A 25,705-nucleotide genomic window follows, 5' to 3' on the forward strand; every position below is an offset into this window, starting at 1 on the left:
CCGTCGAACCGGACCACCCCAAGGCCGGCCCGGCCCGCCGTTGCCCGCTGTCGCCCGAGGCCGCCGAACGGGCCCCACGGCCACGGCCGCGGCACCCGCGCCGCAGGGCGTCGGGGGGAGCCGGGAGTCCCGGTCCCTCCTCACCCGTCTCCTGGGCCGTGGCTGCTGAGCGGGTCCTCAGGCCATCTCGTCACGGATCAGGTTGCGGTGCTCCTCGTAGACGAGCCGCGCGTCGTCGTTCGGCAGCGCCGGTGTCGTGAGGCCGCAGGCACAGGTCACCACCGTGAGATCGGACAGAGCGCGCAGGGTGTGCCCCTCGGGGCTGGTCCGGGCCGCCCCCGTCGGCTTCTCGTATCGGAGGTTGTGCGGGTAGTGGGCTGTGCGGACGGCGGCCGGGGAGATGCCGGCGCTGGTGTGGTCGAAGGTGAAGCGGTGCTCGCTCATGGGTCCAGTGTCGTCTGCCGGACGCCGGTAACCTGCGTCCGCGCGGCAGACCGCGAGGCGAGGATCACCGGGCCGGACGCGGAGCGGGAGTGAAGCCGGGCGTGTCGGTGCTGGTCGCAGCCCCCGCGGTCCGGCACGGTGGGCGCGGTCGGTGGCCGTCCGGCGCGACGGCCCCAGGAGCGCGCGAGGGGTTCGCATGACCGAGAACGGCATTTCCCGGACCAGCCGACGCGCGGTACTGCTGGCCGCCGGATCGGCCGGGGTCGCCGCGCTGACGGCGGCCTGTTCGGGCCCGGCGGGCCCCCGGGGGGCAGCCGGACAGGCCTCGGCGCCCGCGCCCCCGGCCGCAACGCAGCCACCGCCCAAGGCGCAGTCACCTTCGCCGTCGGGCAGGAGCACCCCGGGCTGCGTGCTCTCGGTGGAGTCGGGCGCGGGCCCGTACTACCTCGACCTGGACCGGGTCCGGTCGGACGTCACGGAGGGCCGGGACGGTGTGCCGTTCCGGCTGGACCTGACCGTGGTACGGGTGTCGGACGGCTGCCGCCCGGTCGCGGGCGCCGCCGTCGACGTGTGGCACGCCGACGTCTCGGGCGTCTACTCCACCGGCGGGGACACCTTCCTGCGCGGCACGCAGGTCACGGACGCGGCCGGGCGGTGCGCGTTTCGCACGATCGTGCCCGGCTGGTACGCGGGGCTCGCGCCGCACATCCACTTCAAGGTGCGCCCCGACCGCCGCACCGAGACGACCTCGCAGTTCTTCTTCCCCGAGGAACTCCTGCTGAGGGTGTACGCGCTCCAGCCCTACGCCCGCCGCTCCGCGCCGGAGCACCCCAACACCCGCGACAGCCGCTACCGGGAATCCGGCGCCGCGATGACGCTGGCTCCCGCACCCGACGGCGACGGCTACCGGGCCGCGTACACCGTGGGCATCTCCTGAGCCCGGCCCCGCGCGTCAGACCGCGAGGCCTTCGATCAGTTCGGCGCCGGGGAGCTCCGAGAGCAGCTTGCCGGGCGCGATGAGCTTCCCGCGGCGGCGCCCGCTGCCGATCAGGACGTACGGCATGTCGCGTGCGGCCGCGTCCACCAGCAGCGGCCAGTCGTCCGGCAGCCCCAGCGGCGTGATGCCGCCGTACTCCATGCCCGTCAGCTCCACGGCCGTCTCCATCGGGGCGAAGGACACCTTGCGCGCCCCCAGGTGACGCCGGACGGCCCCGTTGACGTCGACCCGGCCGGCGGAGGGCACCAAGCAGGCCGCGAGGGTGGTCTGGCCACCGCGCTTGGCGGCCACCACCACGCAGTTCGCCGACTGGTCCAGCAGCTCCTGCCCGTAGTGCGCGACGAACGCGGCGGTGTCGGCGATGGCCGGGTCGGTGTCCACGTAGAGGATCTGCCCGGCGGGTACGTCTCCCCGCCAGGCGCCGACCGCTCGCGCCACGGGCGCGGTGAGCTCGGCGAGACAGTCGGGGGCGGGGACGGCGTTGTCGAACGGGCCGATGGGAGCACGCATGCCCGCACGCTAACACCGCCCCCAAGGGAGGGGCAGCGGTTGTCAGTCGACCTGCAGCTCGCCCATCCGGCTCCAGCCGGTCGCACCCGCGATGGTGGTGCTGACGATGTCGGGCGTACGGGTGATCAGGGGGCGCATGGTCTCCAGGGCGGTGCGGAAGTGATCGGAGGTCACGTGTGCCTCCGCCGCGTCGTCCTGGAACGCCTCGGTCAGGACGTAGGTGTCCGGCTCCTCCAGGCTGCGGGACCACTCGAACCACAGGTTGCCGGGCTCGGCACGAGTGGCGCGGGTGAACTCCGCTACCTTCTCGGGCCATTGGCCGACGTATTCGGGCTTGACGGGGAATTTCACCACAATGAAGATCATTCGACCATTGTAGGCATGGGTGGGCATGGGGGATCTGCCGGCATGTCCGTGGCTGGTCGTCAGGTCGGCGGCTCGACCTTGCCGACCGGGGCACTGGTACGGCGGACACGTTTTGTTACAGGCGTGTGTTCGCGAATGCATCGGCAAGTGACGCGAATGTGTGGGTGGTTCGAAGAGTGTGGTCATTCCGAGGTGCTGGCGAGGAGGTCTCTTTAAGAAAGCTTGTTGGATAACGCTGACGGGCGGGGCGGCCTTGAATCAACTCCGTTAATCGGTCAGGGTTTCGAGCTGTACCCCCGGAGATTTTCCGGCTCCGGCGGGCTCACGCAACACGCCTTGACGCCCCACACGTCAACACAAGGAGCACTCTCTCCATGTCAACTCACAAGCACGCACGCACCCGTTCACGCGGCTTCCGGGTCCTTGCAGTGGCCACGGGAGTCGCCACTGCAACCGGTGTCTGCATGCTGCTGTCCCCCCTCGCCGGCGCGAACACCCCGGCAGAGGGAACGGTCTACGGGCTCGGCGCACCCGGTGCGCTCAGCGGCAGCTACATCGTCATACTCGACAAGAACGCGGACCAGCAGGCACTCGTCAAGAAGTACGGCGGCGAGCTGAAGCGCACCTACACGTCCGCGGTCAACGGCTTCTCCGCATCCGGGCTTTCGGAGACCGGAGCCAAGCGCCTCGCCGCCGACCCGGCCGTGGGCAAGGTCGTCCAGAACAAGAAGTTCTCCATCAGCAGCACCCAGGACAACCCCCCGTCCTGGGGCCTCGACCGCATCGACCAGACGGCGACCGCCGGGGACAAGAAGTACACGTACCCCGACGCGGGCGGTGAGGGCGTCACGGCGTACGTCATCGACACCGGCGTACGCATCAGCCACAAGGACTTCGGCGGCCGGGCCACGCACGGCTTCGACGCCGTGGACAACGACCAGACCGCCGACGACGGCAACGGACACGGCACGCACGTCGCCGGGACCATCGCGGGCACCTCCCACGGGGTGGCCAAGAAGGCCAAGGTCGTCGCGGTCCGGGTGCTCGACGACAACGGGTCGGGCACCACCGAGCAGGTCGTGGCGGGCATCGACTGGGTGACGAAGAATCACAGCGGGCCCTCGGTGGCCAACATGAGCCTCGGCGGCGGCGCCGACGAGGCGCTGGACGAGGCCGTGCGCCGGTCGATAGCCGCCGGTGTCACCTTCGGCGTCGCGGCGGGCAACGAGTCCTCCGACGCCGGCCAGGGCTCTCCCTCGCGGGTCCCGGAGGCCATCACGGTGGCCTCCAGCACGGCCGACGACTCCCAGTCGTCGTTCTCCAACTTCGGTTCGGTCGTGGACCTCTACGCACCGGGCTCGGACATCACCTCCGCCTGGAACGACAGCGACAGCGGTACGAAGACCATCTCCGGCACCTCGATGGCCACCCCGCACGTGGTCGGTGCCGCGGCCCTCTACCTGGCCGGGCACAAGGACGCCTCGCCCTCGCAGGTCGCTCAGGCCCTGACCACGGGGGCGACCCCGGGGAAGATCAGCAACCCGAGCAGCGGAACCCCGAACAAGCTGCTGAAGGTCTCCGAGAAGTAGCCGCAATCCGCGCGTGAACGCGCCGAGGCCGTCGCACCTTGGGGGAGTGCGGCGGCCTCGGCGTTTCTCAACTCGCGGGCGGCGACGAGCGGTACGTGCCGGCCCGGGGGAGGCGGCGGGGGAGCCGGTGGATCAGCGCACCCACGGCTTCCACACCTGCTCGTTGCGCTCCACCCACTTCTTCGCCGCCTGCTCGGGCGGCAGCTTTTCCTCGGCGATCATCAGGGCCACCTCGTTCTGCTCCTCGACGTTCCAGCGGAACTTCTTCAGGAACTCGGCGGCCTTCCCGCCCGCGTCCGCGAACCGCGTGTTCAGGTACTTCTGCAGCGGCGTGTGGGGATAGGCGCAGGCCACCTTCTCCGGATCGGCGTCGCAGCCCTCCTGGTACTCGGGCAGCTTCACCTCCGTCATCGGGACCCGCTCGAACAGCCACTGCGGCTTGTACCAGTACGTGAGGAACGGCTTGCGCTCCTTCGCGAACTGCCTGATCTGCGTGATCTGCGCGGCCTCGGAGCCGGCGAAGACGACCTCGAAGTCCAGGCCCAGGTTCTTCACCAGCGCCTTGTCGTTCGTGACGTACGACGGGGAGCCGTCCATCAGCTGGCCCTTCCCGCGGCTCTCGGCGGTGCCCAGCTGGTCGGCGTACTTGTCGAGGTTCTTCCAGTCGGTGACGTCCGGATGGGCCTCGGCGAAGTACGTCGGGACGAACCAGCCGATGTGGCCGGTCACGCCCAGGTCGCCGCCCGCGGTGATGGTCTTCTTGTCCTGGACGTACCGCTTCTCCTGCTCCGGGTGGCCCCAGTCCTCCAGGATCGCGTCGACCCGGCCCTGGCTGAGCGCGTCCCACGCGGGGACCTCGTCCACCTGGACGGTGTCGACCCGGTAGCCCAGCTCGTGTTCGAGCAGGTAGGCGGCGACGGCGGTGTTCGCCTGGGCGCCGACCCAGGACTGCACGGAGAGGGTGACGGTCTTCGCGCCCTGCGCGGCGGCGTACGGGGAGGCCTGGCGGGTCATGTCGGCCGCGCCGCAGCCGGTGAGTACGGCGAGAGCGGTCACGGCGGCGAACGCGCCGAGGCGGCGACGGCCGCGCCGCGGACGGTGCCCGTTCATGTCGGTGATCTCGGTGATCTCGGTGATGTCAGGCATGTCAGGCCTCCTTCGCGGGCTGGGTGACCCGGTCGAGCATCAGACCGAGGCAGACGATCGCGGCGCCGGCCACCAGACCGGTGGCCAGGTCGCCCTGGGCGAGGCCGAGCACGACGTCGTAACCGAGCGCGCCACCTCCGACCAGGCCGCCGATGATGACGACGGCGAGCACCAGCACCACTGCCTGGTTCAGGGCCAGCAGCAACGCGGGGCGGGCCAGCGGCAGCTGGACCTGGCGCAGCTGCTGGGACCCGGTGGCGCCGAGGGAACGGGCCGACTCCAGGGCCGCCGGGTTCACCTCGCGCAGCCCCTCGGCGGTGATGCGTACGACGGCGGGCAGCGCGTACACGACGGCGGCGGCCGCGGCCGGCGCACGGCCGACGCCGAACAGCGCGACCACCGGGATGAGGTAGACGAACTGCGGCATCGTCTGGCACACGTCGAGCACCGGACGCAGCAGACGCTGGGCGCGGGCGCTGCGGGCGGCTCCCACGCCGATCGCGAAGCCGAGGACGAGGGTGACGGCGACGGCGGCCAGCACCTGCGAGAGCGTGTCGAGGGAGGGTTCCCACACGCCGAGCACACCGATGGCGGCCAGGGCGAGGACGGCGGTCATCGCGGTGCGCCAGGTACCGGCGAGGAGGCCGAGCGCGCCGACCACCAGCAGGAGCAGCCACCAGGGGGTGGCCTGCAGCCCGGAGCGCAGGGGGTCGAGGATCCAGCCGGTGAAGCGGGCCGCCCAGTCGGCGGTGCCGCCGACCACGGGCACTCCGGAGTACAGGTGATCGGTCATCCAGCCGACCGCCCGGTTGACCGGCTCGGCGATCGGCACGGTCCAGGACTCGGGCCACAGGGACGTGCCCGCCATACGGCCCGCGACGGCGGCGGCGACGGCCGTGAGGACGGTGAGCAGCCGCCCGTACCAGCCCGCGAACACCCGCCGCAGCAGATGCTGCCGGGACGAGTGCGGCGGGCCGATGCCCAGCCGGCTGCCCGCCGCGTCGGCAGTGCGGTCCAGGACCACCGCGAGCAGCACGATGGGGATGCCGGCGGCGAGCGCCGCACCGACGTCAACCGAGGCGAGGGCCTGGTAGACCCGGTCGCCGAGGCCGCCCGCACCGATCACGGAGGCGATGACGGCCATCGACAGCGCCATCATGATGGCCTGGTTGACGCCGAGCAGGATCTGCCGGCGGGCCAGCGGGAGCCGCGCGGTCAGCAGGCGCTGCCGCCCGGTCGCGCCGAGCGAGGCCGCGGCCTCCAGCACCCCGGCGTCGGCCTCGCGCAGGCCCAGTGCCGTGAGCCGGGCCATCGGCGGCGCCGCGTACACCACGGTGGCCAGGACGGCGGCGGGTACGCCGATCCCGAAGACCAGCACCATCGGCAGCAGATACGCGAAGGCGGGCAGCACCTGCATGGTGTCGAGCACCGGGCGCAGCGCCCGGCCGGCCCGCGGCGACAGCCCGGCGGCGAGGCCGAGAAGGGCGCCGACCACGACGGAAGCGGCGACGGCCACGACCATCAGGGCGAGGGTCTGCATCGTCGGCACCCACATGCCGAGCAGCCCGCACACGGCGAAGGCGGCCACGCACGTGACGGCGAGCCGCAGGCCCGCCAGGCGCAGGGCGATGAGGCCGGCCAGGGCGGTGACGCCGGTCCAGCCCGCGGTGAGCAGGACGACGTACACCGCGCGGACGGACACCACCACGGCGTTGCTGACGTGCCCGAAGAAGTAGAGGAACAGCGGGTGGCCGTCCCGGTTGTCGATGATCCAGTCACCGGCCCGGCCGAGCGGCCCGGAGAGGTCGACGGTGAGGGCGCCGGGCCAGCTCCCGGAACCCGGGAAGGCCATCGCGAGCGGGAGCAGCACCACCGCGGCGACGGCGAGGGGCAGGACCCTGCGGCCGGCGCGGTGGTCGAGGAGCAGGGCCTTCAGGCGTCGGACCGGAGTCCTGACGGCGGCGGATCGCGGGCGATCGGGCCGCCCGCCCGAGGGCGACCGCTCCGGCTGTTCGGACCGGCCCCGCTGTCCGGGGTCCCGTACGGGTGTGGTGGTCGTGGTCACCCGCGCCACCTCCAAGTGCCGGGGACGGGGGCAGCGCAGCGGGCACGGCGCGTCATGCCGCCACCCCCCGCCCGGCCGTGGCGGGCAGACCGGCCACCACCGCGAGCAGTCCCGCGTCGTCGACGACGCCCAGGCACCGGCCCTCGTCGACGACCCGCGCCGGGCCACCGCTGCGGGCGACGGCCTCGATGGCTTCCACCACCGTGGTGGCGGGGGTCAGCGCAGGGCCCTGACCGGCCTCGCCGTCCGTGGCGGGGCGCATCGCGCTGCGCACGGTGAGCACCTGCTCGCGCGGCACGTCGCGGACGAAGTCCCGTACGTAGTCGTCGGCGGGCGAGCCCACGATCTCCTCCGGGGTGCCGAGCTGCACGATCCGGCCGTCGCGCATCAGCGCGATCCGGTCGCCCAGGCGCAGCGCCTCGGACAGGTCGTGGGTGATGAAGACCATCGTGCGGCCCTCCTCGTGGTGGAGCCGGGCCACCTCGCCCTGCATCTCCCGGCGGATCAGCGGGTCGAGCGCGCTGAACGGCTCGTCGAACAACAGCACTTCCGGGTCGGCGGCAAGGGCGCGCGCGAGGCCGACCCGCTGCTGCTGGCCGCCGGACAGCTGACCGGGCCGGCGGTCCTCAAGGCCTTCGAGGCCGACCTTGCCGACCATCTCGGCAGCCTTGGCACGCCGGTCGGTACGGCCCATGCCCTGGATCTCCAGGCCGTAGGCAACGTTGTCCAGGACGCTACGGTGCGGCAGCAGGCCGAAATGCTGGAAGACCATGGAGGCGCGGTGGCGGCGCAGTTCGCGCAGCCGGGCCGGGTCCATGGCGAGGACGTCCTCGCCGTCGATGGCGAGGGATCCGGCCGTGGGCTCGATCAGCCGGGTCAGGCAGCGCACCAGGGTGGACTTGCCCGAACCGGACAGGCCCATGACGACGAAGACCTCGCCCTTGCGGACGTCGAAGGTGACGTCGCGGACGGCAGCGGTGCAGCCGGTGCGCTCGCGCAGTTCGGCGGCGGGCAGCGCGGCCTGCTCGGAGCCCGGCACCAGGGCGGCCTTGCGCCGGGGGCCGAAGACCTTCCACAGGCCCTGTACGGAGAACACGGGCGCGGCGCCGGCCTCGGGCACGGCGGACCCGGTATGGGCCGCGGTCACCGGACCTCACCGCCCAGCAGCTCGGCGGCCTTCTCGCCGACCATGAGTACTCCGATCATCGGGTTGACCGCGGGCATCGTCGGGAAGACAGAGGCGTCCGCGATGCGAATGCCGTCGAGGCCCCGCACCTTCAAGTCCGGTCCCACAACAGCTCCTTCGTCATCGACGGCGCCCATCTTGCAGGTGCCGGCCGGGTGGTAGACGGTGTGCGCCACCGAGCGGGCGTACGCGCTCAGCGCCTCGTCGCCGGTGACCTCCGGGCCGGGGCACACCTCGCGCTTGAGCCATCCGGCCAGCGGCTCGGCCGCGGCGATCTCGCGGGCCAGCTTGATGCCGTCCACCAGCGTCCGGCCGTCGTAGTCGTCCTCGTCCGTGAAGTAGCGGAAGTCGAGGGCGGGTTTGACCTCGGGGTCCGCGCTCGTGAGGTAGAGGCGGCCGCGGCTGCGCGGCTTGGGGATGTTGGGGGTCAACGAGACGCCGTGCGCGGGTCGTTCGTACCCCAGCCGCTCCGGGTTGTCGGTGAACGGGATCTGGTAGAAGTGGAACATCAGGTCGGGCCCCGGGGAGTCCGGGTCGCGCCGGACGAACAGTCCCGCGTCGCTGTCCATCGCCGAGTTCTCGGGGATCGGGCCGTTCGTCTCCCAGACGATCACGGACTCCGGATGGTCGAGGAGGTTCTCCCCGACGCCGGGCAGATCGTGGACCGGGGGTATGCCCAGGGCCGCCAGGTCCTCGCGGGGGCCTATGCCGGAGTGCAGCAGCAGGCGCGGGGTGTCCACGGCGCCCGCGCACACCACCACTTCGCGGCGGGCGGTGATCAGCGACTTCGTGCCGTCCGCGGCGCGGACGTGGACGCCGCGCGCCCGGGTGCCGTCCATCTCGAGGCGGTACGCCCAGGTCTCCAGCAGGATCCGCAGGTTGGGCCGGTCGTCCATCACCGGGTGGAGGTACGCCACCGAGGCCGACGAGCGCTTGTTGGTCTCCGGGTGATAGGCGAGGTCGAAGAATCCGGCGCCCTCGTGGAACGGCTTCTGGTTGAAGCCCTCGACACGCGGCACTCCCAGCGCGGTCTGGGCCGCGTCCACGAAGTCACGGGCGATGGCGTTACGGTCCGCCTCGCCGACCGGCACGATGTTGTTGAGGAGCCGGTCGAAGTACGGGTCCATGGCGGCCGCGTGCCACCCCTCGGCGCCCGCGTCCGCCCACTCGTCCCAGTCGTACGGGAGCGGCTTGAAGGCGATGAGGGTGTTGTGCGAGGAGCAGCCGCCCAGGACGCGGGCCCGGCTGTGCCGGATGTGCGAGTTGCCGCGCGGCTGCTCGGTGGTGGGGTAGTCGTAGTCGAGGTCGCCGCCGAGCAGGCCCATCCAGCGGCGCAGCGTGAGCACGTCGGGCCGGTCGACGTCGCTCGGTCCGCCCTCGATGACCGCGACGGTGACGTCCGGGTCCTCGGTCAGGCGGGCAGCGATCACCGAGCCGGCGGTGCCGCCGCCGACGACGACGTAGTCGTACTCGTACTCGGACGCGTTCTGGTTCGTGTCGTTGGTCATGTCTCTCCTACCTCCTCAACCCGCGAACCAGCGCACGGGGCGCGGGGCGAGGTTCTGGTACACGTGCTTGGTCTCGCGGTACTCGGCCAGGCCGGACGGGCCGAGCTCGCGTCCGATGCCGGACTTCCCGAAGCCGCCCCATTCGGCCTGCGGCAGGTACGGGTGGAAGTCGTTGATCCAGACGGTGCCGTGGCGCAGCCGGCCCGCCACCCGGCGCGCGCGGCCCTGGTCCGCGGTCCAGACGCCGCCGGCGAGCCCGTACTCCGTGTCGTTGGCGAGCGCCACGGCCTCGTCCTCGGTGCGGAAGGTCTCGACCGTCAGGACCGGTCCGAAGACTTCCTCGCGCACGACGCGCATGCCGCGGTGGCAGCGGTCGAGGACGGTGGGGCGGTAGAAGAAGCCCGGGCCTTCGGGCCGTTCGCCGCCGGCGCGCAGTACGGCTCCCTCGGCGAGTGCGGAGGCGACGTACGACTCGGTGCGCTCCCGCTGGGCGGCGGAGACCAGCGGGCCGCATTCGACACCCGCGTCGGTGCCGCGGCCGATGCGGATCTTCTCGGCGCGGCGGGCGAGTTCGGCGACGAAGCGCTCGCGCAGCGACTCCTCGATGATCAGGCGCGAGCCGGCCGAGCACACCTGGCCGCTGTGGATGAACGCGGCGTTGAGGGCCTGGTCGACGGCGGTGTCGAAGCCGTCCTCGGTGGCGCAGGCGTCGGCGAAGACGACGTTGGGGTTCTTGCCGCCGAGTTCGAGGGCGACCTTCTTGACCGTGTCGGCGGCCGCGCGCATGACCTTCGTTCCGCTGGTGAGTCCGCCGGTGAAGGACACCAGGTCGACATCGGGATGGGCGGCGAGGCGGGCGCCGACCGGATCACCGGCTCCGGTGACCAGGTTGGCGACTCCGGCGGGCAGACCCGCCTCCGCCAGCAGCTCGATCAGGGCGACGGTGGTCAGCGGGGTGATCTCGCTGGGCTTGATCACGAAGGTGTTGCCCGCGGCCAGCGCCGGGGCGATCTTCCAGCTGGCCTGGAGCAGCGGGTAGTTCCACGGGGTGATCAGGGCGCACACGCCGACCGGCTCGTGGACGACGACGCTGTGGATGTCGGGGGATCCGGCGTCCACGACCCGGCCCGCGCCCTCACCGATGACGAGGTCGGCGAAGTAGCGGAAGGCGTCGACGACGCAGTCCACGTCCACGCGGCCCTCTTCGAGCGTCTTGCCCGCGTCCAGGCTCTCCAGGAGGCCGATGCGCTCGCGGTCACGGTGGAGCAGGTCGGCCGTGCGGCGCAGCAGCGCCGCACGCTCGGCTACCGGGGTGCCCGGCCACGGTCCGCCGTCGAAAGCGGCCCGTGCGGCGCTCACGGCCGCGTCGGTGTCGGCGGTGCCGCCCTCGGCGACCACGGCGAGGACGGAGGCGTCCGCCGGGTCCAGGATCTCCCTGGAAGCTCCCGATGCCGCGGACCGCCATGCTCCGGCTGTGTAGATGGTCTTCTGCTCCGACACGACGCTCTGTACCTCCGGTTCCGTCAGCGCGGCGGACCCGCGGTGACCTGGCAATCTCCGCGCATGCCCCCTGTCCCGGAACTCATGTCCCATCCGGCACTTGAAGTGACTGGAGTCACGCGGGGCCCATGGGCGTCGCGGGCGTGGGCCGGGGCATGGGCCTCAGGAGGATCCCGTCATCCGCAGGCGCAGGCTGTCGTAGATCGGCGGCGTACTCCCCATCCGGTCGGCGGTCAGCGTCGCGGCGAAGCAGACGGTGAGCAGCGGAACGATCAGCGAGGTGGAACCCGTCATCTCGACGGTGAGCACGATGCCGGTGACGGGCGCGCGGACGACCGCGGAGAACAGCGCGGCCATGCCCGTGATCGCGAAGGGCACGGCGGCGGAGCCCGCGTCCGGCAGGAGGGGCAGCGCAAGGCCGTGCACGAGAGCCCCCCACACGGCTCCCAGGGCCAGCAGGGGAGCGAAGAGCCCGCCCGGCGTCCCGGCCGCGTAGCTGAGCGGACCCGCCAGGAACCGCACCACGAGATACCCCGCGAGCACGGTGACCACAGGCATGTCGCCGCCCAGCAGGCGCCCGCTCAGCTGGTCCCCGTCGCCGCCCAGCAGCGGATCGATGGCGAGCAGCAGGCCCACGACGGCACCGATCACGGCCGCCCGAGCGACCGGTCCGACCCGTCTCACGTGATCGCAGAAGGCCAGCATCCCGACGACGAGACGGCTGTAGCCCACCCCCAGGGCGCCCGTGGCCGCGCCGAACAGGAGGAAGACGGGCAGGAGCGCGATCGACGGGGCGGCCATGTCCGGGACCGGGAAGACGGGCCGGCCGCCGAGCATGAGCTGGGAGCAGCCGACGGCCGTCGCGGTGCCGACCAGGGTGAGGAGTACCAGGCGCGGCCTGAACACCTTGGTCACTTCCTCGCAGACGAACACCACTCCCCCGAGGGGTGCGGTGAAGGCCACCGCGAGGCCGGCCCCGGCGAGCGAGGTGTGCAGCAGCCTGATGTCCCGTGCGGTCATCCGCGTACGGCGCCCTGCCTCCGCCCCGATCACCGCACCCATGTGCACCGTCGGGCCCTCCCGCCCGAGCAGCAGGCCCGAGCCCAGGGCGATCACACCGCCCACGAACTTGGCCGGCACGAGCCACAGCGCCCGCGGCGTCGCTTCGGTGCGCCACACGGCCTCGACGTCCTGGATGCCGCTCCCGGCGGCCAAGGGGACCCGCCGGGCGATCGCGCACGCGACAGCGGCACCCGCCGCCGTGACACCCACCGGAAGCAGCCAGGCGAGGCCGCCCAGCCGCTCCGATGCGCTCAGCAGTGAGCCGTACAGGTCCACGGCCCGCACGAGGCACCAGCGGAAGCTCCCCCCGACCAGCCCGACGAGGCAGCCCGCGACCGCCGCGACGAGGTACACGGCCGGCCGGTCACGGGAAGCACCGGGCATGCACAGACCTCCGCCGAGCCGTGGATTGCGTCCGTCAGAGACTGGCCCGCCGCCGACTCGCCGTTTCGGACATCGCGGCGGCCGCGCCGAAACCGTCCCCGACTGGGCCAACCGCGATGCGCTCCGTATCGGGAGCACCGGGTTGGGCGGGGATCTGGCTGAGGGCCGCCGGCCGGCGGGGCGTACCCGACCGGATGTCCTGTACGCCGCGGCGCAGTTGGTCGCGCAGTACGCGGCCCAGCGGGCGCTCGACGAGTCGGTGGATGCCCCAGGCGAGTACCAGCATGAGCGAGGTGACGCCGAGGACGAGCGGGACGGGCCTCACGTCGTTCCGGAAATGATGGATGACGGTCAGCCCGGCCATCATGTGGATCAGATAGAAGGGATAGGTGAGCGCGCCCGCGTGCGGGAGCCAGCGCCACTGGATCCGGTCGAAGGCGCCCAAGGCGATGGCTGCCATGACGAGGAAGCCGATCGTGATGATCACGTGGGCGGGCCAGGCGGGCGTCCGCTCGGTGACGGCACGGCCCAGGCTGGAGACCATCCGGTTGTGCACGTAGTGCTGTGCGAGGAGGAACTGGAGGCCGACGACGGCCCACAGAACGGCATTCGGGCGGAAACGCCGCATGAGATAGAAGGCGATGCCGGCAATGAAGTACGGGGAGTAGGGCGGGACCGCGAAGAAGGACAGTGCGAGGTTGTCCACCGCGGGGGCCACCACCCCGGCCAGAGTCCAGAGTCCGCAGAAGAGCACGCAATTGCGGTAGGTCACGCCGCGTATGACGACGACTGCGAAGAGGACGTAGAACTTGAGCTCGACGAACAGGGTCCAGTACGCGTCGTCGACGTGCGGGACGCCGACGCCGCCCTGGAGCATCGAGAGATTCACCACGACATCTCTGAGTGCCTCCACCGGTCTCACCTCAGGCCAGGCGAAAAGCACGAGAGTGGTGAAGGCGATGCCCGCCCAGTAGGCGGGGAAGAGCCGGGATATCCGCGAGACCGCGAAATCCCCCACGGTCCGGCCCCAGCCGCTCATGCAGATGACGAACCCGCTGACCAGGAAGAAGACCTCGACACCCAGCCAGCCGTAGACGGCGAACGGGCGGGCGCCCGGGAAGACCGTCTCGGTGGGCTCACCCCATCCGCTCTCGAGGACGACGTAGTGGTAGAAGACCACGGAGAGAGCGGCCAGGATCCGTACACCGTCGAGCGCTGCCAAACGCGGGTGCGGCCCGCTCACGGAACTGCCTGCACTCATCGTTCGAAACCGCCCCTCCAGCGCTCGGCGGTCCGGTGACCGCTGTCAGATCTGGGGAACTGTACAGGTGACGCACAGTAAATTCATGGGGAGCGTTGTTGTGCTTTCCACCCCTTCCATGCCGAGGGCGCCGGCCCCTTTTCGCTTCATAAGTTGAAGTGTTGTCGCAGAGTGAATGATGCGGAAAAGGCCCACAAACAACCAGATTGCCTGGATGCGGAGGGTGATGGCAACGTTGCCATCTCGTTAATAGTTCACTTCTTGACGATGGTGCCGGTGCCGAGTTGACTGCCCCTACCTCGGCCGCAACGACACGGCCTCGTCAGGGAGGTTTACATCGTGAACACACATCTGGGTCGCGCCGCCGTTGCCGTTGCTGCTTCCGCGATCGCCGTCTCGCTCACCGCCTGCGGCGCGGAGGAGGCCGACGGGAGACCGGGGGCCAACAGTGACGCGGTCACGGTCGGTCTCCTGCTCCCGGAGAACCAGACCGCGCGCTACGAGAAGTTCGACAAGCCGCTCATCGAGAAGGAAGTCGCCAAACTCACGCGCGGCAAGGGCAAGGTCGTCTACGCGAACGCCAAGCAGGACGCGGCCACCCAGAGCTCCCAGGTCGACATGATGATCACCAACAAGGTGCACGTCCTCATCATCGACGCGGTGGACTCCAAGGCCATCGCCGGATCGGTGCAGAAGGCCAAGGACGCCGGGATCCCGGTCGTCGCCTACGACCGCCTTGCCGAAGGCCCGGTCGACGCCTACACCTCCTTCGACAACGAGGACGTCGGCAAGGTGCAGGGCAAGGCGCTGCTCGAGGCGCTGGGCGACAAGGCCAAGGACGGCCAGATCGTCATGATGAACGGCTCGGTCACCGACCCGAACGCCAAGCTCTTCAAGTCCGGCGCGCACGCCGAGCTCGACGGCAAGGTGAACATCGGCAAGGAGTACGACACCGTCGACTGGAAGCCGGAGAACGCCAACACCAACATGGCGGCCGCGCTCTCGGCCCTCGGCAAGGGCAAGATCGTCGGCGTCTACTCCGCCAACGACGGCATGGCGGGCGGCATCATCACCGCCCTCAAGGCGGCCGGATTGTCCACCCTGCCCCCGGTCACCGGCCAGGATGCCGAACTCGCCGGTGTGCAGCGCATCGTCGCGGGCGACCAGTTCATGACCGTCTACAAGCGGTACGCCCCCGAGGCCGCGGCCGCCGCTGAGATGGCCGTCGCCCTCGCCAAGGGCGAGAAGATCGACGGAATCATCAACCAGCTCGTCGACAGCCCGACCACCAAGCGCGTGCCATCGGTGCTCGTGCCGGGCATCTCGCTGACCAAGGCCAACGTCAAGGCCACGGTGGTCGATGACGGCGTCTACACGGTCGCCGAAATCTGCACCGACAAGCTCAGGGCCGCGTGCGAAGCGATCGGCCTGAACTAGGTCCTGTCGGGCGGGCTCAGTCCATGTCGAGGTAGTACACGCCGGCCTTGGCGTCGGCGAAGAGGGTGAACTGAACCTGCGGCGTGGCGGGGCCGTCGTCGCCGTGGCTCTCCATCTCCACGGGCTCGGCGTCGACGAGTACGAACTCGCCGTACCCCTCGAAGTCCCCCGGCCCGTCGGCGACACCGACGTGGATCGGGGTGTCGTCCGGCAGGTCGGCGAGGACGGAGCGCAGGCGCCCCGCGGTCCAGACGTGGGGCGCGTGTTCGAACGTGTCTGCCATGCGCTGAGGGTAGGGCGGTGGACCGGCGGCCGGGGACGCGCCACGCCAGACAGGGCCCGGCCCTACGCCTTTCGCGCGTACCTGAGCATCACCTCGTACGCCGCGCGGTCCATGCCGTCCGCCTCCACGTCCTCGGGCACCCGGCTGTTGCCCTCCTCCCAGGAGCGGTACCAGTCGTCGCTCTCGCCGGCCCACACGGGCGGCCGTCCCTCACCATCGAATTGGTCGGCGGTCAGGTCGATGACGACCTGACCCTGCCGTGCCCACCCATGGGTGCCTTGCCACTCCCCGGTGCTGGGGGAGTGGCGCTCGGCCGGGACGTACTCCCAGCTGCCCAGTCCTCGATCGCGCAGGTACTGGCACACGAATTCCGAGATCAGCCCACACGTGCCTGACGGGAAACTCACCAGGACAGGGTGGTCGGCGAACTCGCCTGCGGCGAGTGCCTCGTCGAGAGCGCGTCGAAGCCGGTGGGCTTCTTCCCGCAGTTGGCCGGCCTCGTTCAGGGTCACCCGGATACACCCCTTTCAGAGATGAAGCAGAGATCAAGCCATACTGAAGGCCGGCGCCGAAGGGCCGTGGGCAACTCGCCGAGTGGCCGACGCGGGCTCCGACTCGTCCACCGCAGGCAGAATCCGCTTTGACCGGCGCGCTCGTTACCGCTCCCAGAGGTGGGTGAGGTGGGCGTGGAGGACATCCCGTGCCGCTCGCGGGGTGAGGTGGCCGATCAGGACGTGGGCCGTGAGTCCGTCGGCAAGCGCCAGCAGGGTACGGGCCTCCAGGCGCGGGTCGAGCGGCACGGCCCCGTCGGTGTCACCTCCGGCTTCGGAGACGAGACGGGTGAACGCATCCTCCAGAGCGGCGTAGTTCTCCTTCAGGGTCTTGGCGAGCGCCTCGCTGACCGCGGCCTGCGCGACGAACGCGAGCCAGACCCTGGCCTCGGCCCGGTGTTCCTCGCGCAGCAGTGAGATCTCGGTGGCCGCATGGCCCAGGGCCGTGGCGGCCGACTGCGCCGGGCTCCTGACGAGGCGCGCCCGCACGCGCTCGCCGATGCGCTCACCGATGTGTCCGACGGCGAACACGAGCATCTCTTCCTTGGTGCGGAAGCACCGCTGAACGGCGCCCATGGACACATTCGCCCGGGCGGCGACATCACGAAGGGTCACGCCCTCCAGTCCGCGTTCGTCCGCGAGTCGGCAGACGGCCTCCGCGATGAGACGGCGTCGGCCCTCGTGATCCACCTGCCTGGGCATACCCGGTGCCTCCCTGTCGCACGGTCCGCGCTCCCGCAGCGCCTTTATGCGATGCGCTCGTATCGATTCCCAGGTTACAGTTCCGATGCAACTGCATCGGAACGGAGTGGGAACCGCACATGGCACAGCAGCAGGAACAGGAACGTAAAGGGGGCGAGGGCATGCAGGACGACCTCTGGAGGCTGTCGGCCGCCGCGCAGGCGCAGGCGGTACGAAGCGCGGAGATCTCGGCCGTCGAGCTGATCGACAGCCATCTGGAACGCATCGCAGAGGTCAACCCGCAGGTGAACGCGGTCACGCAGCTGATGGCGGAGCGCGCACGCGAGGCCGCGGCACGGACCGACCAGCGGCGGACGGCCGGCGGAACCCTCGGGCCGCTCGCGGGCGTGCCGTTCACGGTGAAGGAGACCACCCCGGTCGAAGGCGCGGCGACCACGTTCGGCTCGGAACGCTTCCGCGCTCTGGTGGCGCCCGCCGACGCGCCGCCGGTGGCGCGCCTGCGGGCAGCGGGTGCCATCCCCATCGGGCACGCCAACATCCCCACCCTCGTGCTGGCGGGCATGCACACGCGCAGCGAACTGTTCGGCGACACGGTCAACCCGTGGGACAGCGCGCGCACTCCGGGCGGCAGCAGCGGCGGCGACGCGGTGGCCGTCGCCACGGGTATGGCCGCGCTCGGGCTCGGCAACGACTCCGGCGGCTCCATCCGCGTCCCGGCCCAGTTCTGCGGCGTGGCAGGGCTGAAACCGACCACCGGGCGCTTCCCGGCCGACCACCGCGTCCTCGGCCCGGACGACCCCGGCCCGGCATCCCAGATGCTGGTCACCGACGGCCCGCTGGCCCGGAGCGTGGGCGACCTGAGGCTGGCGTACGAGGTGCTGGCCGGCACCGATCCGCGCGACCCGAGGGCCGTCCCGGTACCCGCCTACGGCGAGCCGCTACCCGGACCCGTGAAGGTCGCGATGGTGACGGACCCCGGTGGGCACGGCGTCCACCCGACCGTCCGGCGCGCCGTGGAGGCCGCGGCCGACGCCCTTCGCGACGCCGGATACGAGGTGTGCGAGGTGCCGGACGTACCGAGGCTGGACGAGGCCCTCGAGGCGTACGGCCGCATCACCGTCACCGAGTTCGCCCCGAGCTGGCCGGTGGTGCGCACCCTGCTCGGCAAGGGCGGCGACCGCTACATCGCGATGGCCATGGAGCGGACCCCGCCGGCGAGCGCGGACGAGCTCATGAAGCTGATGGGCACGTGGATGAACATCCGCCGCTCGTGGGCCGGATTCCTCGACGCGTACCCGCTGCTGCTCGGCCCGTCGTTCACCGAACCGCCGGTGGAGCCGGGGCTGGAGTCGCGGGACAGGACGGGTCACGACCGGGTGGCCTCGGGAATGCGGCTGTGCACGGTGACCAGCTTCGTGGGCCTGCCGGCCGTGGCGGTACCGACCGGGCTGGCCGACGGGCTCCCCTGCGGAGTGCAGATCGTCGGACGCGCCTTCCGCGAGGACCTGTGCCTGTACGCGGCCCAGGCGATCGAGGACCGACTCGGAGTCCTGACCCCGGTCAACCCGGTACCAGGTGCTCTCCTCCGGGGCGCCTGAGCGTCGATCGGCTCCCGTTGCGGAAAACTGCGTCGAGGGGGACCAGTCCCCGGACACACGGAGAGGGTCCATGACCGTTACCGCCTCAGCCCGTGCCGCTTCACCCCTGCTCGACCTGGTCCGGCCGGCCCGGCCGACCCATGTCGTCGATGTCGGTGCGAACCCGATCGACGGAGACCCGCCGTACCGCGACATGCTGGCGGCCGGCCTGTGCAGAGTGACGGGGTTCGAGCCCCAGCCCGATGCCCTGGACGAGCTGAAACGCCGCAAGGGCCCGCACGAGACCTACCTGCCCGACGCCCTAGGTGACGGCGGAACGCACACCCTCCACGTCGCCGCCACGTCAGGGATGACCAGCCTCTTCCGCCCGGACACGAACAGGCTCGGGCTGTTCAACGGCTTCAGCGAGTGGGGGCGTGTCCGCGAGGAGGTCCAGATCTCCACCCGGCGACTGGACGACGTCGAAGAGGTCGACGCCTTCGACCTGTTGAAGATCGACATCCAGGGGGCCGAGCTGATGGTCTTCGAGGGCGGCCGCCGGAAGCTGGCCGAGGCCGTGGCCGTGCACACCGAGGTCTCCTTCGTCCCGCTGTACGAGAACCAGCCCGTGTTCGGCGATGTGGACCAGGAGCTGCGCGGTCAGGGCTTCATCCCGCACGCCTTCGCGGCGGTCAAGCGCTGGCCGATCGCCCCCGTGGTCTTCGGGGGCGACTTCCGGCAGGCCCGGCACCAGCTCCTGGAAGCCGACGTCGTGTACGTGCGCGACTTCGGACACCCCGAGTCCATGACCGACGAGCAGCTCAAGCAGCTGGCCCTGGTCGCCCACCACGTATACGACTCCACCGACCTGGCCTACCACTGCCTCAGCCAGCTGAGCGTGCGGGGCCTTGCCGTTCCCGACGCGCCGAACCGCTTCCTCGCCGCGCTCGGGTCCGCCAACCGAACGTAGCCAGAGGGTCTCTTCGCCTCAGGGGGCAGGCGGTGTGGAGCGGGCGTAGCGGCCGGCGAGGCGACGGAGGTGAGTGACCAGTTCCGCGGGCTCGGTGACGTCGAAGTCGAAATCGAGCATGCCGAGGTGGACGGCGAGGGTCTGGACCGTGTCGGCGCCGGTGATCAGGACGCAGCTGTCGGCGTCGATGGCTTCGACGGTGCCGACCGCGGGGTTGATCTGCTCGATCACCGCCGTCGCCGGGGCATGGACGGTCACCCGCGCGTGGTGGCGCCAGGCCGCGCCCGACACCCGTTGGGAGACGTACGCCGCGGCGTCGCCGCCGGGCAGTTCGCGCGGGGCGAAGCGCGGTCCGGTCGGGGTGCGGGGCTGGATCCGGTCGACCCTGAAGGTCCGCCAGTCCTCGCGCTCGACGTCCCACGCCACCAGGTACCAGCGGCGCCCCCAGTTCACCGCCCGGTACGGCTCCACGATGCGGCGGGTGGGCGAGCCCGCGTGGTCCAGGTAGTCGAAGCGCAGCCGTTCCCGGTCGCGGCAGGCGGACACCAGGATCGTCAGCACGTCCGCGGACACGGTCGGGGCCGGACGGTCGGCCGGCACGGCCACGGTGTACGCCGTGAGGGTCCGCACCCGTCGGCGCAGCCGCGAGGGCAGTACCTGTTCCAGCTTGGCCAGCGCCCGCAGTGAGGTCTCCTCGGTGCCGGGGACGGCGCCCTGTGCGGCGGTACGCAGCGCGATCGTCACCGCGACGGCCTCCTCGTCGTCGAGCAGCAGCGGGGGCATCGCCGCCCCGGCGCCCAGCCGGTAGCCGCCGGTGGTTCCGCGCGTGGCGTCCACGGGATAGCCGAGCTCGCGCAGCCGTTCTATGTCGTTGCGGACGGTGCGGCCGCTCACCCCGAGGCGCTCGGCCAGTTCGGATCCCGGCCAGGCCCGGGAGGTCTGCAGCAGGGAGAGCAGACGCAGCAAGCGTGCGGAGGTATCGAGCATGAGGACCAGCCTGGCGTGTCATTAGGAACGTATCGTGCCTATATCGAGAATACTGTCTTACCCATGGAGACCAGCAGCAACACAGACGCCCGGATCCACCCGTTCCGCATCGACGTCCCGCAGGACGAGCTCGACGACCTGCGCGACCGGCTGGCACGTACCCGCTGGGGCAGCGAGATCCCCGGAGCCGGCTGGAGCCGGGGCGTGCCCACCGGCTACCTCAAGGTCCTGGCCGCGTACTGGGCCGACGGTTTCGACTGGCGCAAGGCGGAGGCGGAACTCAACGAGTTCCCCCAGTTCACCACCGAGATCGACGGCCAGAACATCCACTTCCTCCACGTCCGTTCGCAGAACCAGGCGGCGCTCCCGCTGCTTCTGCTGCATGACTGGCCCTGCTCGTTCGTGCAGTTCGTCGAGGTCATCCGGCCGCTGACGGAGGACTTCCACGTCATCGTGACCTCCACGCCCGGCACCGGATTCTCCGGTCCGCTCGGCGAGGCCGGCTGGAACACCGGCCGCATCGCGGGCGCGTTCGTCGAGCTGATGGATCGGCTCGGGTACACCTCCTACGGCGTCCAGGGAACGGGCGGCGGCGCCTGGATCGCCGCCGAGATGGGGCGTCAGGCACCCGAGCGGGTCACCGGCATCCACGTCAACGGCCTGGTCACCTTCCCTTCCGGAGACCCGGCCGAATTCGACGGACTGACCGCGTCCGAGCAGGAACGGCTGGCCCGGCTAGAGGACTTCCAGCAGGACAAGATGGGCTTCAACGCCATCCAGTCCACCCGCCCGCAGACCCTCGCCTACGGTCTGCACGACTCGCCGGTCGGCCAACTCGCCTGGATCGCCGAGAAGTTCAAGGAGTGGACGGATCCCGCCGCCGAACTCCCCGAGGACGCCGTGGGCCGCGACCGACTGCTGACCAACGTCAGCGTCTACTGGTTCAGCGGCACGGCCGGCTCCTCCGCGAACCTCTACTACGAGTCGGGCCACGACCCGAGCGCCTGGGCCCCGAAGCCGCGGGGCACCGTCCCGACCGGCGTGGCCGTCGCCCTGCGCACGGACATCGCCATCCGCCGCTTCGCCGAGCGGGACCACAACATCACCCACTGGACCGAGCTGGAGCAGGGCGGCAATTTCCTCGCGCTGGAGCAGCCGGAGGCGTTCGTCACCGAGGTCCGCGCCTTCTTCCGTACGCTCGGCGCCTGACGCCTGCGGGCCCGGGCGGTTCCGCTCACCTTCGGGCGGCCGGGTCCTGGTCCGGTGCCGTCTCAGGGGACTTGGCGGGGGACGGCCCAGCGGCCAGTACGGGCGTGCCGGGGGTGCGGCGACGTCCGATCCAGGCAGCCGCGGGTTCGGTGTAACGGGCGGTCAGCGGGCCGATCACGACGAGGATGAGGACGTAGGCGGTGGCCAGCGGCCCGAGAGCCGGTTCGATGCCGGCGGTCACGGCGAGACCCGGCGATGACGATGGAGAACTCGCCGCGGGCCACGAGGGTGCCCCCGGCTCGCCAGCGGCCCAAGTCGGTCGCCGACCGGGACCTCGTCGAGGCGTGCCGTGCGGCGATCCGGGACGAGCCGTTCATCTACCCCGGTGCCGAGACCACCCTCATCCGCCACTACCTTGACCGCGCCCGCCAAGGGGACCCGCTGCCCGCCCGGGCGATCACCGAGCGCGAGGAGGAGATCCTCAAGCTCGTCGCCGAAGGACACTCCTCGAAGGAGATCGGGGACCCCCTCGTCATCAGCGCGAAAACGGTGGAGTGCCACCGCGCGAACCTGCTCCAGAAGCTGGGGATGCGCGATCGCCTGGAACTGACCCGCTACGCGATCCGGGTCGGCCTGATCGAGCCGTAGCCGACCCGGATGGCGAATGCCGGAACCAGGGTTACGCAGGTTACGCAGCCACCGGCGTGAAGGGGTGGATCGCGTCCGCCCCGGGCTGTACGACGCCGAAGCTGCTCTCCGGTACCTCGTTCCACGCGCCGGGCAGATCGCCGAGGGGTTCGGACACCACCAGGCGGGTCTCGTCGGACACTTCCTGGAGGAACTGCATGTCGGGGTGCAGCTTGCGCAGCGAGTCCACCCGGCTGCTGTAGAAGAGCGACCGAGAGGCGCCCTGGCTGGAGTAGCGGAAGGCCCACACGGTCGTTCCGTCACTGACGGCGACCGTCATCTGCATCGGGAACTCCACGCCGTGCTCGTGGCCGACGCGCTCGATCACCCCCACCATCCTGGCGACGGCGCCCGGCGGGTCCTCCTCCAAGCCGAAGGTGAGCGCGAGGTAGAACATCGTCTCCGAGTCCGTCGTCCCCTCGATCTCGGAGTACAGCGCGGGGTCCACGAGCAGGGTGAGGTCCCGCCGCATGGCGTGGAAGCCGGCGACGGAGCCGTTGTGCATCCACATCCAACGACCGTGCCGGAAGGGATGACAGTTCGTCTGCTGCACCGCGGTACCCGTTGACGCACGTATGTGGGCGAAGAACAACGGGGAGCGGACGTGATCCGCGAGCTCCCGCAGGTTGCGGTTGTTCCAGGCGGGGCCGACGTCCCTGAGGAGCGCCGGGGTGTCGCTGTTCTCGTGTGCGTACCATCCGACACCGAACCCGTCGCCGTTCGTCGTCTCCACACCCAGCTTGGAGTGCAGGCTCTGGTCGATCAGCGAGTGGGCAGGTTTGTACAGAATGGTGTCGAGCAGCATAGGCGTTCCTGAATACGCGAGCCATCGGCACATTGGCGCTCACCTGAGTTCTTCGTTCTGCCGCGCGAATCCGCGGCGCTCGAGCAGCTCGGTCCGACCGGCTGGAAAGCATCCGGACCCGCCGGAATCCCGCTTGTGCCATTCGGCCCCGGATCGGGGGGTGGCACGACTTCGCCCATCACTCTCTGCTCCCATTCTCCGGTCCTCCGCTGGTGATCGCCATGCGGGAGGCGCGGGGCGGTCGTCGAGAGTTTTGTATCGGCCGGGTATCAGCGAGCGCTTGGTTGTCCATCGGATCAGTGGGCCGGGCTGCCGCGCCCGATGTCTGCCATATCGTTTCTTTCGGGTCGCCGTCCCCGCGTGCGTGGACACGGGACCCGTGCCACACGACCGTCCGAACAGGAGTCATCTGCCCGTGTCCCCGTCCACCCCGGCTGCTCCGGCCTCTCCGCGACCTGTTCGCGTGCTGCTGGTGGAGGACGACGACCTGATGCGCCGGTCCTTCACCGTCGCCCTCGAGCGCTACGGCTACCGGATGAAGACCGCGGCCGACGGGCTGGAGGGGCTGGACCTCTTTCGCGACGAAAGCTTCGACCTGCTGATTCTGGATGTGATGCTGCCCGGTCTGGACGGGATCGGCCTGTGCCGCAGAGTCCGGGAGACCAGCCTGGTGCCGGTCCTGATGATGTCCGCTCGCGGAGACGGGCTCGACGTCGTCGCCGGTCTGGAGGCCGGGGCGGACGACTACGTGGTCAAGCCCGTGGACACCTACGTACTCGTGGCACGCATCCGTTCGCTGCTGCGGCGGGCGACGTACGCGCCCGCCCCGGGACCCGGGCCGGCCACCGGCGACGGGCCGGCACCGTCCGAGGGGCAGGTGCTGGTCTTCGGGGACCTGACCATCGACACCGGTGGCCTGGAGGTGTTCGTCTCCGGAAGCCCGGTGGCGCTGACCCCGACCGAACTGAAGCTGCTGCTGGCGTTCGCCGCCCACCCGGGCATCGTGCTGGAGCGGCACACCCTCCTGCGCGACGTCTGGGACTACGGCTGGGACGGCGACAGCCGGGTCGTGGACCTGTGCGTGCAACGGCTGCGCAGCAAGCTGGGCCGGGACCGGATCGAGACGGTCCGCGGCTTCGGCTACAAGCTCAGGCGCTGAGCCGGTGCACCCGTTCCACCGGCTGCGGCCGGCCCGCGTGTCCCTGCGCTGGAAGATCGCCGCCCTGGCCGCGGCCACGGCTTGCCTGGTCGCGGCGGCGGTGGGCGTGCTGGTGCACGTCTGGACCGCGGAGGACATCCGGAACCGGGCCGAAGCACAGGCGTTCAACACCGTGTACTCGGCCATGGACACCTACCGGCGCACCGGAACGCTGGCGGACGGTGCCGAGCTCGATCCGGCCGAGCTGCCCGCCGCACTGCGGCATCCGGCCGACGGCAACCGGCGCACGGCCTATGACGGACGCGTCGACGGAAATCTGGGGCCGGTCGTATGGGCCGCCCAGCGCGTCGGCGGCCCGGACAGTGCGGTGCTCGCCGTCCGGGTCAACATGAGCCCGCAGCTCCACGACCTGCGGCGCCTCGACGCGGTCATGGCGGTGGCCTCCCTGGTCGCACTCGCGGCGGCCACGCCCCTGGCGGTCTACGGGGCCGGGTTGCTGGGACGGCGGCTGCGGCAGGTCTCCGAGACCGCGGGCCGGATCTCCGCCGGGGACCTGGATGCCCGGACCGGGCCCGCCAAGGGCCGCGACGAGGTGGCCGACATCGCCGCCACCGTCGACCTCATGGCCGACAGCCTCAGCCGACGGCTGCGCATCGAGCGCCAGTTCACCGCGGACGTGGCCCACGAGCTGCGCACCCCCGTCGGGGGCCTGCTGGCCGCCACCGACCTGCTGCCGCCCGGTGAGACGGAGGATCTGCTCCGGGCCCGGGTGCGCGACCTGCGCGGCCTGGTCGAGGACCTGCTGGAGATCTCCCGGCTGGACGCCGGCGCCGAACAGCCGGTCCGCGACCGTGTCCCACTGGGCGCGGTCGTCTCCGAGGCCGTGGCGCGCACCGGCCTCGACACGCAGGTCAGCGTCGTCGTCGCCGACGCGCAGGGTGCAGAGACCACGCAGACGGTGGAGACCGACCCGCGCCGCCTCGAACGGATCGTCAGCAACCTCGTCGTCAACGCCCACCGGCACGGAGACACCCCGGTGCAGGTCACGGTCGAGGGCCGTACGGTCGTCGTGCGCGACCACGGCCCCGGCTTCCCCGCGGACCTGCTGCTCGCCGGCCCCCGCCGCTTTCACACGGGCGCGACGGAGCGCGGCTCGGGCCACGGCCTGGGCCTGACCATCGCCCTGGGCCAGGCCCGGCTCCTCGGCGCCGAGCTGCGCCTGGACAACGCCCCGGACGGTGGCGCCGTCGCCACCCTGCGCCTGCCGGCCTGACCCGAGCGTCCGGCCGCTACAGAACCGATACGAAGCGGAGCGGAAGC

Annotated in this window: 23 protein-coding genes and 2 pseudogenes; 9 read left to right on the plus strand and 16 right to left on the minus strand. The window is 71.1% G+C overall.

All coding sequences use genetic code 11. The features are described 5' to 3' along the window. Window positions 1–177: 177 nt before the first annotated feature. Window positions 178–444: a hypothetical protein gene (locus tag OHA89_RS34970; protein WP_215142832.1), complete on the minus strand. Its 267-nt coding sequence runs from the start codon at window positions 442–444 to the stop codon at window positions 178–180. Between the two features lie 196 nt (window positions 445–640). Between OHA89_RS34970 and OHA89_RS34975 the strand changes: the two genes are divergently transcribed. Further along, on the plus strand, window positions 641–1,381 hold the full coding sequence (locus OHA89_RS34975; protein ID WP_266611894.1) for an intradiol ring-cleavage dioxygenase: 741 nt from the start codon (window positions 641–643) through the stop codon (window positions 1,379–1,381). A gap of 15 nt (window positions 1,382–1,396) precedes the next feature. Here the strand turns inward: OHA89_RS34975 and OHA89_RS34980 are convergent, their stop codons facing one another. Beyond that, window positions 1,397–1,951, minus strand: coding sequence for a YbaK/EbsC family protein (locus OHA89_RS34980; protein WP_406367892.1), 555 nt, complete (start codon window positions 1,949–1,951; stop codon window positions 1,397–1,399). Window positions 1,952–1,993: 42 nt separating this feature from the next. Next, complete coding sequence (locus OHA89_RS34985) at window positions 1,994–2,317, minus strand: putative quinol monooxygenase (RefSeq protein WP_266611896.1); 324 nt, start codon at window positions 2,315–2,317, stop codon at window positions 1,994–1,996. 374 nt (window positions 2,318–2,691) lie between these two features. On the opposite strand from OHA89_RS34985, the gene OHA89_RS34990 reads away from it, so the two are divergent. Continuing rightward, the gene (locus OHA89_RS34990; protein WP_215142840.1) at window positions 2,692–3,906 is read left to right on the plus strand and encodes a S8 family peptidase; all 1,215 of its coding nucleotides are present in this window, start codon (window positions 2,692–2,694) and stop codon (window positions 3,904–3,906) included. 132 nt (window positions 3,907–4,038) lie between these two features. Here OHA89_RS34990 and OHA89_RS34995 read toward each other — a convergent pair whose 3' ends face one another. The 7 genes from OHA89_RS34995 to OHA89_RS35025 all read right to left on the minus strand — a co-directional run bounded on the left by OHA89_RS34995 (window position 4,039) and on the right by OHA89_RS35025 (window position 14,018). Further along, the gene (locus OHA89_RS34995) at window positions 4,039–5,016 is read right to left on the minus strand and encodes an ABC transporter substrate-binding protein (RefSeq protein WP_257559578.1); all 978 of its coding nucleotides are present in this window, start codon (window positions 5,014–5,016) and stop codon (window positions 4,039–4,041) included. A 37-nt stretch (window positions 5,017–5,053) separates the two neighbouring features. Then, window positions 5,054–6,988 (minus strand): ABC transporter permease subunit, encoded by a 1,935-nt coding sequence (locus tag OHA89_RS35000; protein WP_406368717.1) that lies wholly within the window; start codon window positions 6,986–6,988, stop codon window positions 5,054–5,056. Between the two features lie 181 nt (window positions 6,989–7,169). Next, entirely contained in the window at window positions 7,170–8,264 is a 1,095-nt protein-coding gene (locus OHA89_RS35005) for a glycine betaine/L-proline ABC transporter ATP-binding protein (RefSeq protein ID WP_215142842.1), read from the minus strand. Next, the gene (locus OHA89_RS35010) at window positions 8,261–9,811 is read right to left on the minus strand and encodes a GMC family oxidoreductase (RefSeq protein ID WP_406367893.1); all 1,551 of its coding nucleotides are present in this window, start codon (window positions 9,809–9,811) and stop codon (window positions 8,261–8,263) included. Before OHA89_RS35010 ends, OHA89_RS35005 begins: the two co-directional genes overlap by 4 nt. A gap of 15 nt (window positions 9,812–9,826) precedes the next feature. After that, on the minus strand, window positions 9,827–11,311 hold the full coding sequence (locus OHA89_RS35015) for an aldehyde dehydrogenase family protein (protein ID WP_257558607.1): 1,485 nt from the start codon (window positions 11,309–11,311) through the stop codon (window positions 9,827–9,829). A 162-nt stretch (window positions 11,312–11,473) separates the two neighbouring features. After that, window positions 11,474–12,757 (minus strand): ClC family H(+)/Cl(-) exchange transporter, encoded by a 1,284-nt coding sequence (locus OHA89_RS35020; RefSeq protein ID WP_266611897.1) that lies wholly within the window; start codon window positions 12,755–12,757, stop codon window positions 11,474–11,476. 34 nt (window positions 12,758–12,791) lie between these two features. Then, window positions 12,792–14,018 carry an acyltransferase gene (locus tag OHA89_RS35025; protein ID WP_266611898.1) on the minus strand — a complete coding sequence of 409 codons (1,227 nt, stop codon included), beginning with the start codon at window positions 14,016–14,018 and terminating at the stop codon, window positions 12,792–12,794. A 339-nt stretch (window positions 14,019–14,357) separates the two neighbouring features. Here OHA89_RS35025 and OHA89_RS35030 point away from each other — a divergent pair, with 339 nt between their 5' ends. Beyond that, the gene (locus OHA89_RS35030; protein ID WP_266611899.1) at window positions 14,358–15,455 is read left to right on the plus strand and encodes a sugar ABC transporter substrate-binding protein; all 1,098 of its coding nucleotides are present in this window, start codon (window positions 14,358–14,360) and stop codon (window positions 15,453–15,455) included. 16 nt (window positions 15,456–15,471) lie between these two features. Here OHA89_RS35030 and OHA89_RS35035 read toward each other — a convergent pair whose 3' ends face one another. The 3 genes from OHA89_RS35035 to OHA89_RS35045 form a co-directional block, all read right to left on the minus strand. After that, on the minus strand, window positions 15,472–15,738 hold the full coding sequence (locus OHA89_RS35035) for a DUF6225 family protein (RefSeq protein WP_257558612.1): 267 nt from the start codon (window positions 15,736–15,738) through the stop codon (window positions 15,472–15,474). Window positions 15,739–15,800: 62 nt separating this feature from the next. Then, window positions 15,801–16,250: a hypothetical protein gene (locus OHA89_RS35040; protein ID WP_266611900.1), complete on the minus strand. Its 450-nt coding sequence runs from the start codon at window positions 16,248–16,250 to the stop codon at window positions 15,801–15,803. 144 nt (window positions 16,251–16,394) lie between these two features. Then, window positions 16,395–16,991, minus strand: coding sequence for a TetR/AcrR family transcriptional regulator (locus OHA89_RS35045; protein ID WP_266611901.1), 597 nt, complete (start codon window positions 16,989–16,991; stop codon window positions 16,395–16,397). A gap of 161 nt (window positions 16,992–17,152) precedes the next feature. Here OHA89_RS35045 and OHA89_RS35050 point away from each other — a divergent pair, with 161 nt between their 5' ends. After that, on the plus strand, window positions 17,153–18,589 hold the full coding sequence (locus OHA89_RS35050) for an amidase (protein WP_406368719.1): 1,437 nt from the start codon (window positions 17,153–17,155) through the stop codon (window positions 18,587–18,589). 70 nt (window positions 18,590–18,659) lie between these two features. Beyond that, window positions 18,660–19,538 (plus strand): FkbM family methyltransferase, encoded by an 879-nt coding sequence (locus tag OHA89_RS35055; RefSeq protein WP_257558615.1) that lies wholly within the window; start codon window positions 18,660–18,662, stop codon window positions 19,536–19,538. 18 nt (window positions 19,539–19,556) lie between these two features. Here OHA89_RS35055 and OHA89_RS35060 read toward each other — a convergent pair whose 3' ends face one another. After that, on the minus strand, window positions 19,557–20,525 hold the full coding sequence (locus tag OHA89_RS35060) for a helix-turn-helix transcriptional regulator (RefSeq protein WP_406367894.1): 969 nt from the start codon (window positions 20,523–20,525) through the stop codon (window positions 19,557–19,559). 63 nt (window positions 20,526–20,588) lie between these two features. Here OHA89_RS35060 and OHA89_RS35065 point away from each other — a divergent pair, with 63 nt between their 5' ends. Beyond that, entirely contained in the window at window positions 20,589–21,734 is a 1,146-nt protein-coding gene (locus OHA89_RS35065) for an epoxide hydrolase family protein (RefSeq protein ID WP_406367895.1), read from the plus strand. 25 nt (window positions 21,735–21,759) lie between these two features. Here OHA89_RS35065 and OHA89_RS35070 read toward each other — a convergent pair. After that, window positions 21,760–22,090 (minus strand): annotated as a pseudogene (locus tag OHA89_RS35070) (cation:proton antiporter); the annotation flags it as partial. Between OHA89_RS35070 and OHA89_RS35075 the strand changes: the two are divergent. Beyond that, window positions 22,041–22,382: pseudogene (locus OHA89_RS35075) on the plus strand (LuxR C-terminal-related transcriptional regulator); the annotation flags it as partial. The pseudogenes OHA89_RS35070 and OHA89_RS35075 sit on opposite strands and share 50 nt — an antisense overlap. Window positions 22,383–22,422: 40 nt before the next feature. On the opposite strand, the gene OHA89_RS35080 reads toward OHA89_RS35075, so the two are convergent. Then, window positions 22,423–23,259: a class II glutamine amidotransferase gene (locus OHA89_RS35080; protein ID WP_257558623.1), complete on the minus strand. Its 837-nt coding sequence runs from the start codon at window positions 23,257–23,259 to the stop codon at window positions 22,423–22,425. 376 nt (window positions 23,260–23,635) lie between these two features. On the opposite strand from OHA89_RS35080, the gene cseB reads away from it, so the two are divergent. Both cseB and OHA89_RS35090 read left to right on the plus strand, forming a co-directional pair. After that, complete coding sequence (gene cseB, locus OHA89_RS35085; protein WP_406368721.1) at window positions 23,636–24,385, plus strand: two-component system response regulator CseB; 750 nt, start codon at window positions 23,636–23,638, stop codon at window positions 24,383–24,385. A 4-nt stretch (window positions 24,386–24,389) separates the two neighbouring features. Next, window positions 24,390–25,658 carry a HAMP domain-containing sensor histidine kinase gene (locus tag OHA89_RS35090; protein ID WP_266611905.1) on the plus strand — a complete coding sequence of 423 codons (1,269 nt, stop codon included), beginning with the start codon at window positions 24,390–24,392 and terminating at the stop codon, window positions 25,656–25,658. Window positions 25,659–25,705: the final 47 nt, after the last annotated feature.

Origin of the sequence: Streptomyces sp. NBC_01546 (assembly GCF_045208355.1) — a bacterium.
In the GTDB taxonomy this organism is placed as follows: Bacteria; Actinomycetota; Actinomycetes; order Streptomycetales; family Streptomycetaceae; genus Streptomyces.

Excerpts from the sequence above, each read along its gene's own strand:
- OHA89_RS35020 (WP_266611897.1), bottom strand. The coding sequence starts at position 12,757 with ATGCCCGGTGCTTCCCGTGACCGGCCGGCCGTGTACCTCGTCGCGGCG.
- OHA89_RS34985 (WP_266611896.1), bottom strand. The coding sequence starts at position 2,317 with ATGATCTTCATTGTGGTGAAATTCCCCGTCAAGCCCGAATACGTCGGC.
- OHA89_RS35060 (WP_406367894.1), bottom strand. The coding sequence starts at position 20,525 with ATGCTCGATACCTCCGCACGCTTGCTGCGTCTGCTCTCCCTGCTGCAG.
- OHA89_RS35010 (WP_406367893.1), bottom strand. The coding sequence starts at position 9,811 with ATGACCAACGACACGAACCAGAACGCGTCCGAGTACGAGTACGACTAC.
- OHA89_RS35050 (WP_406368719.1), top strand. The coding sequence starts at position 17,153 with ATGCAGGACGACCTCTGGAGGCTGTCGGCCGCCGCGCAGGCGCAGGCG.
- OHA89_RS35035 (WP_257558612.1), bottom strand. The coding sequence starts at position 15,738 with ATGGCAGACACGTTCGAACACGCGCCCCACGTCTGGACCGCGGGGCGC.
- OHA89_RS35065 (WP_406367895.1), top strand. The coding sequence starts at position 20,589 with ATGGAGACCAGCAGCAACACAGACGCCCGGATCCACCCGTTCCGCATC.
- OHA89_RS35025 (WP_266611898.1), bottom strand. The coding sequence starts at position 14,018 with ATGAGTGCAGGCAGTTCCGTGAGCGGGCCGCACCCGCGTTTGGCAGCG.
- OHA89_RS35045 (WP_266611901.1), bottom strand. The coding sequence starts at position 16,991 with ATGCCCAGGCAGGTGGATCACGAGGGCCGACGCCGTCTCATCGCGGAG.
- OHA89_RS35080 (WP_257558623.1), bottom strand. The coding sequence starts at position 23,259 with ATGTGCCGATGGCTCGCGTATTCAGGAACGCCTATGCTGCTCGACACC.
- OHA89_RS34980 (WP_406367892.1), bottom strand. The coding sequence starts at position 1,951 with ATGCGTGCTCCCATCGGCCCGTTCGACAACGCCGTCCCCGCCCCCGAC.
- OHA89_RS34995 (WP_257559578.1), bottom strand. The coding sequence starts at position 5,016 with ATGAACGGGCACCGTCCGCGGCGCGGCCGTCGCCGCCTCGGCGCGTTC.
- OHA89_RS34970 (WP_215142832.1), bottom strand. The coding sequence starts at position 444 with ATGAGCGAGCACCGCTTCACCTTCGACCACACCAGCGCCGGCATCTCC.
- OHA89_RS34990 (WP_215142840.1), top strand. The coding sequence starts at position 2,692 with ATGTCAACTCACAAGCACGCACGCACCCGTTCACGCGGCTTCCGGGTC.
- OHA89_RS34975 (WP_266611894.1), top strand. The coding sequence starts at position 641 with ATGACCGAGAACGGCATTTCCCGGACCAGCCGACGCGCGGTACTGCTG.
- OHA89_RS35055 (WP_257558615.1), top strand. The coding sequence starts at position 18,660 with ATGACCGTTACCGCCTCAGCCCGTGCCGCTTCACCCCTGCTCGACCTG.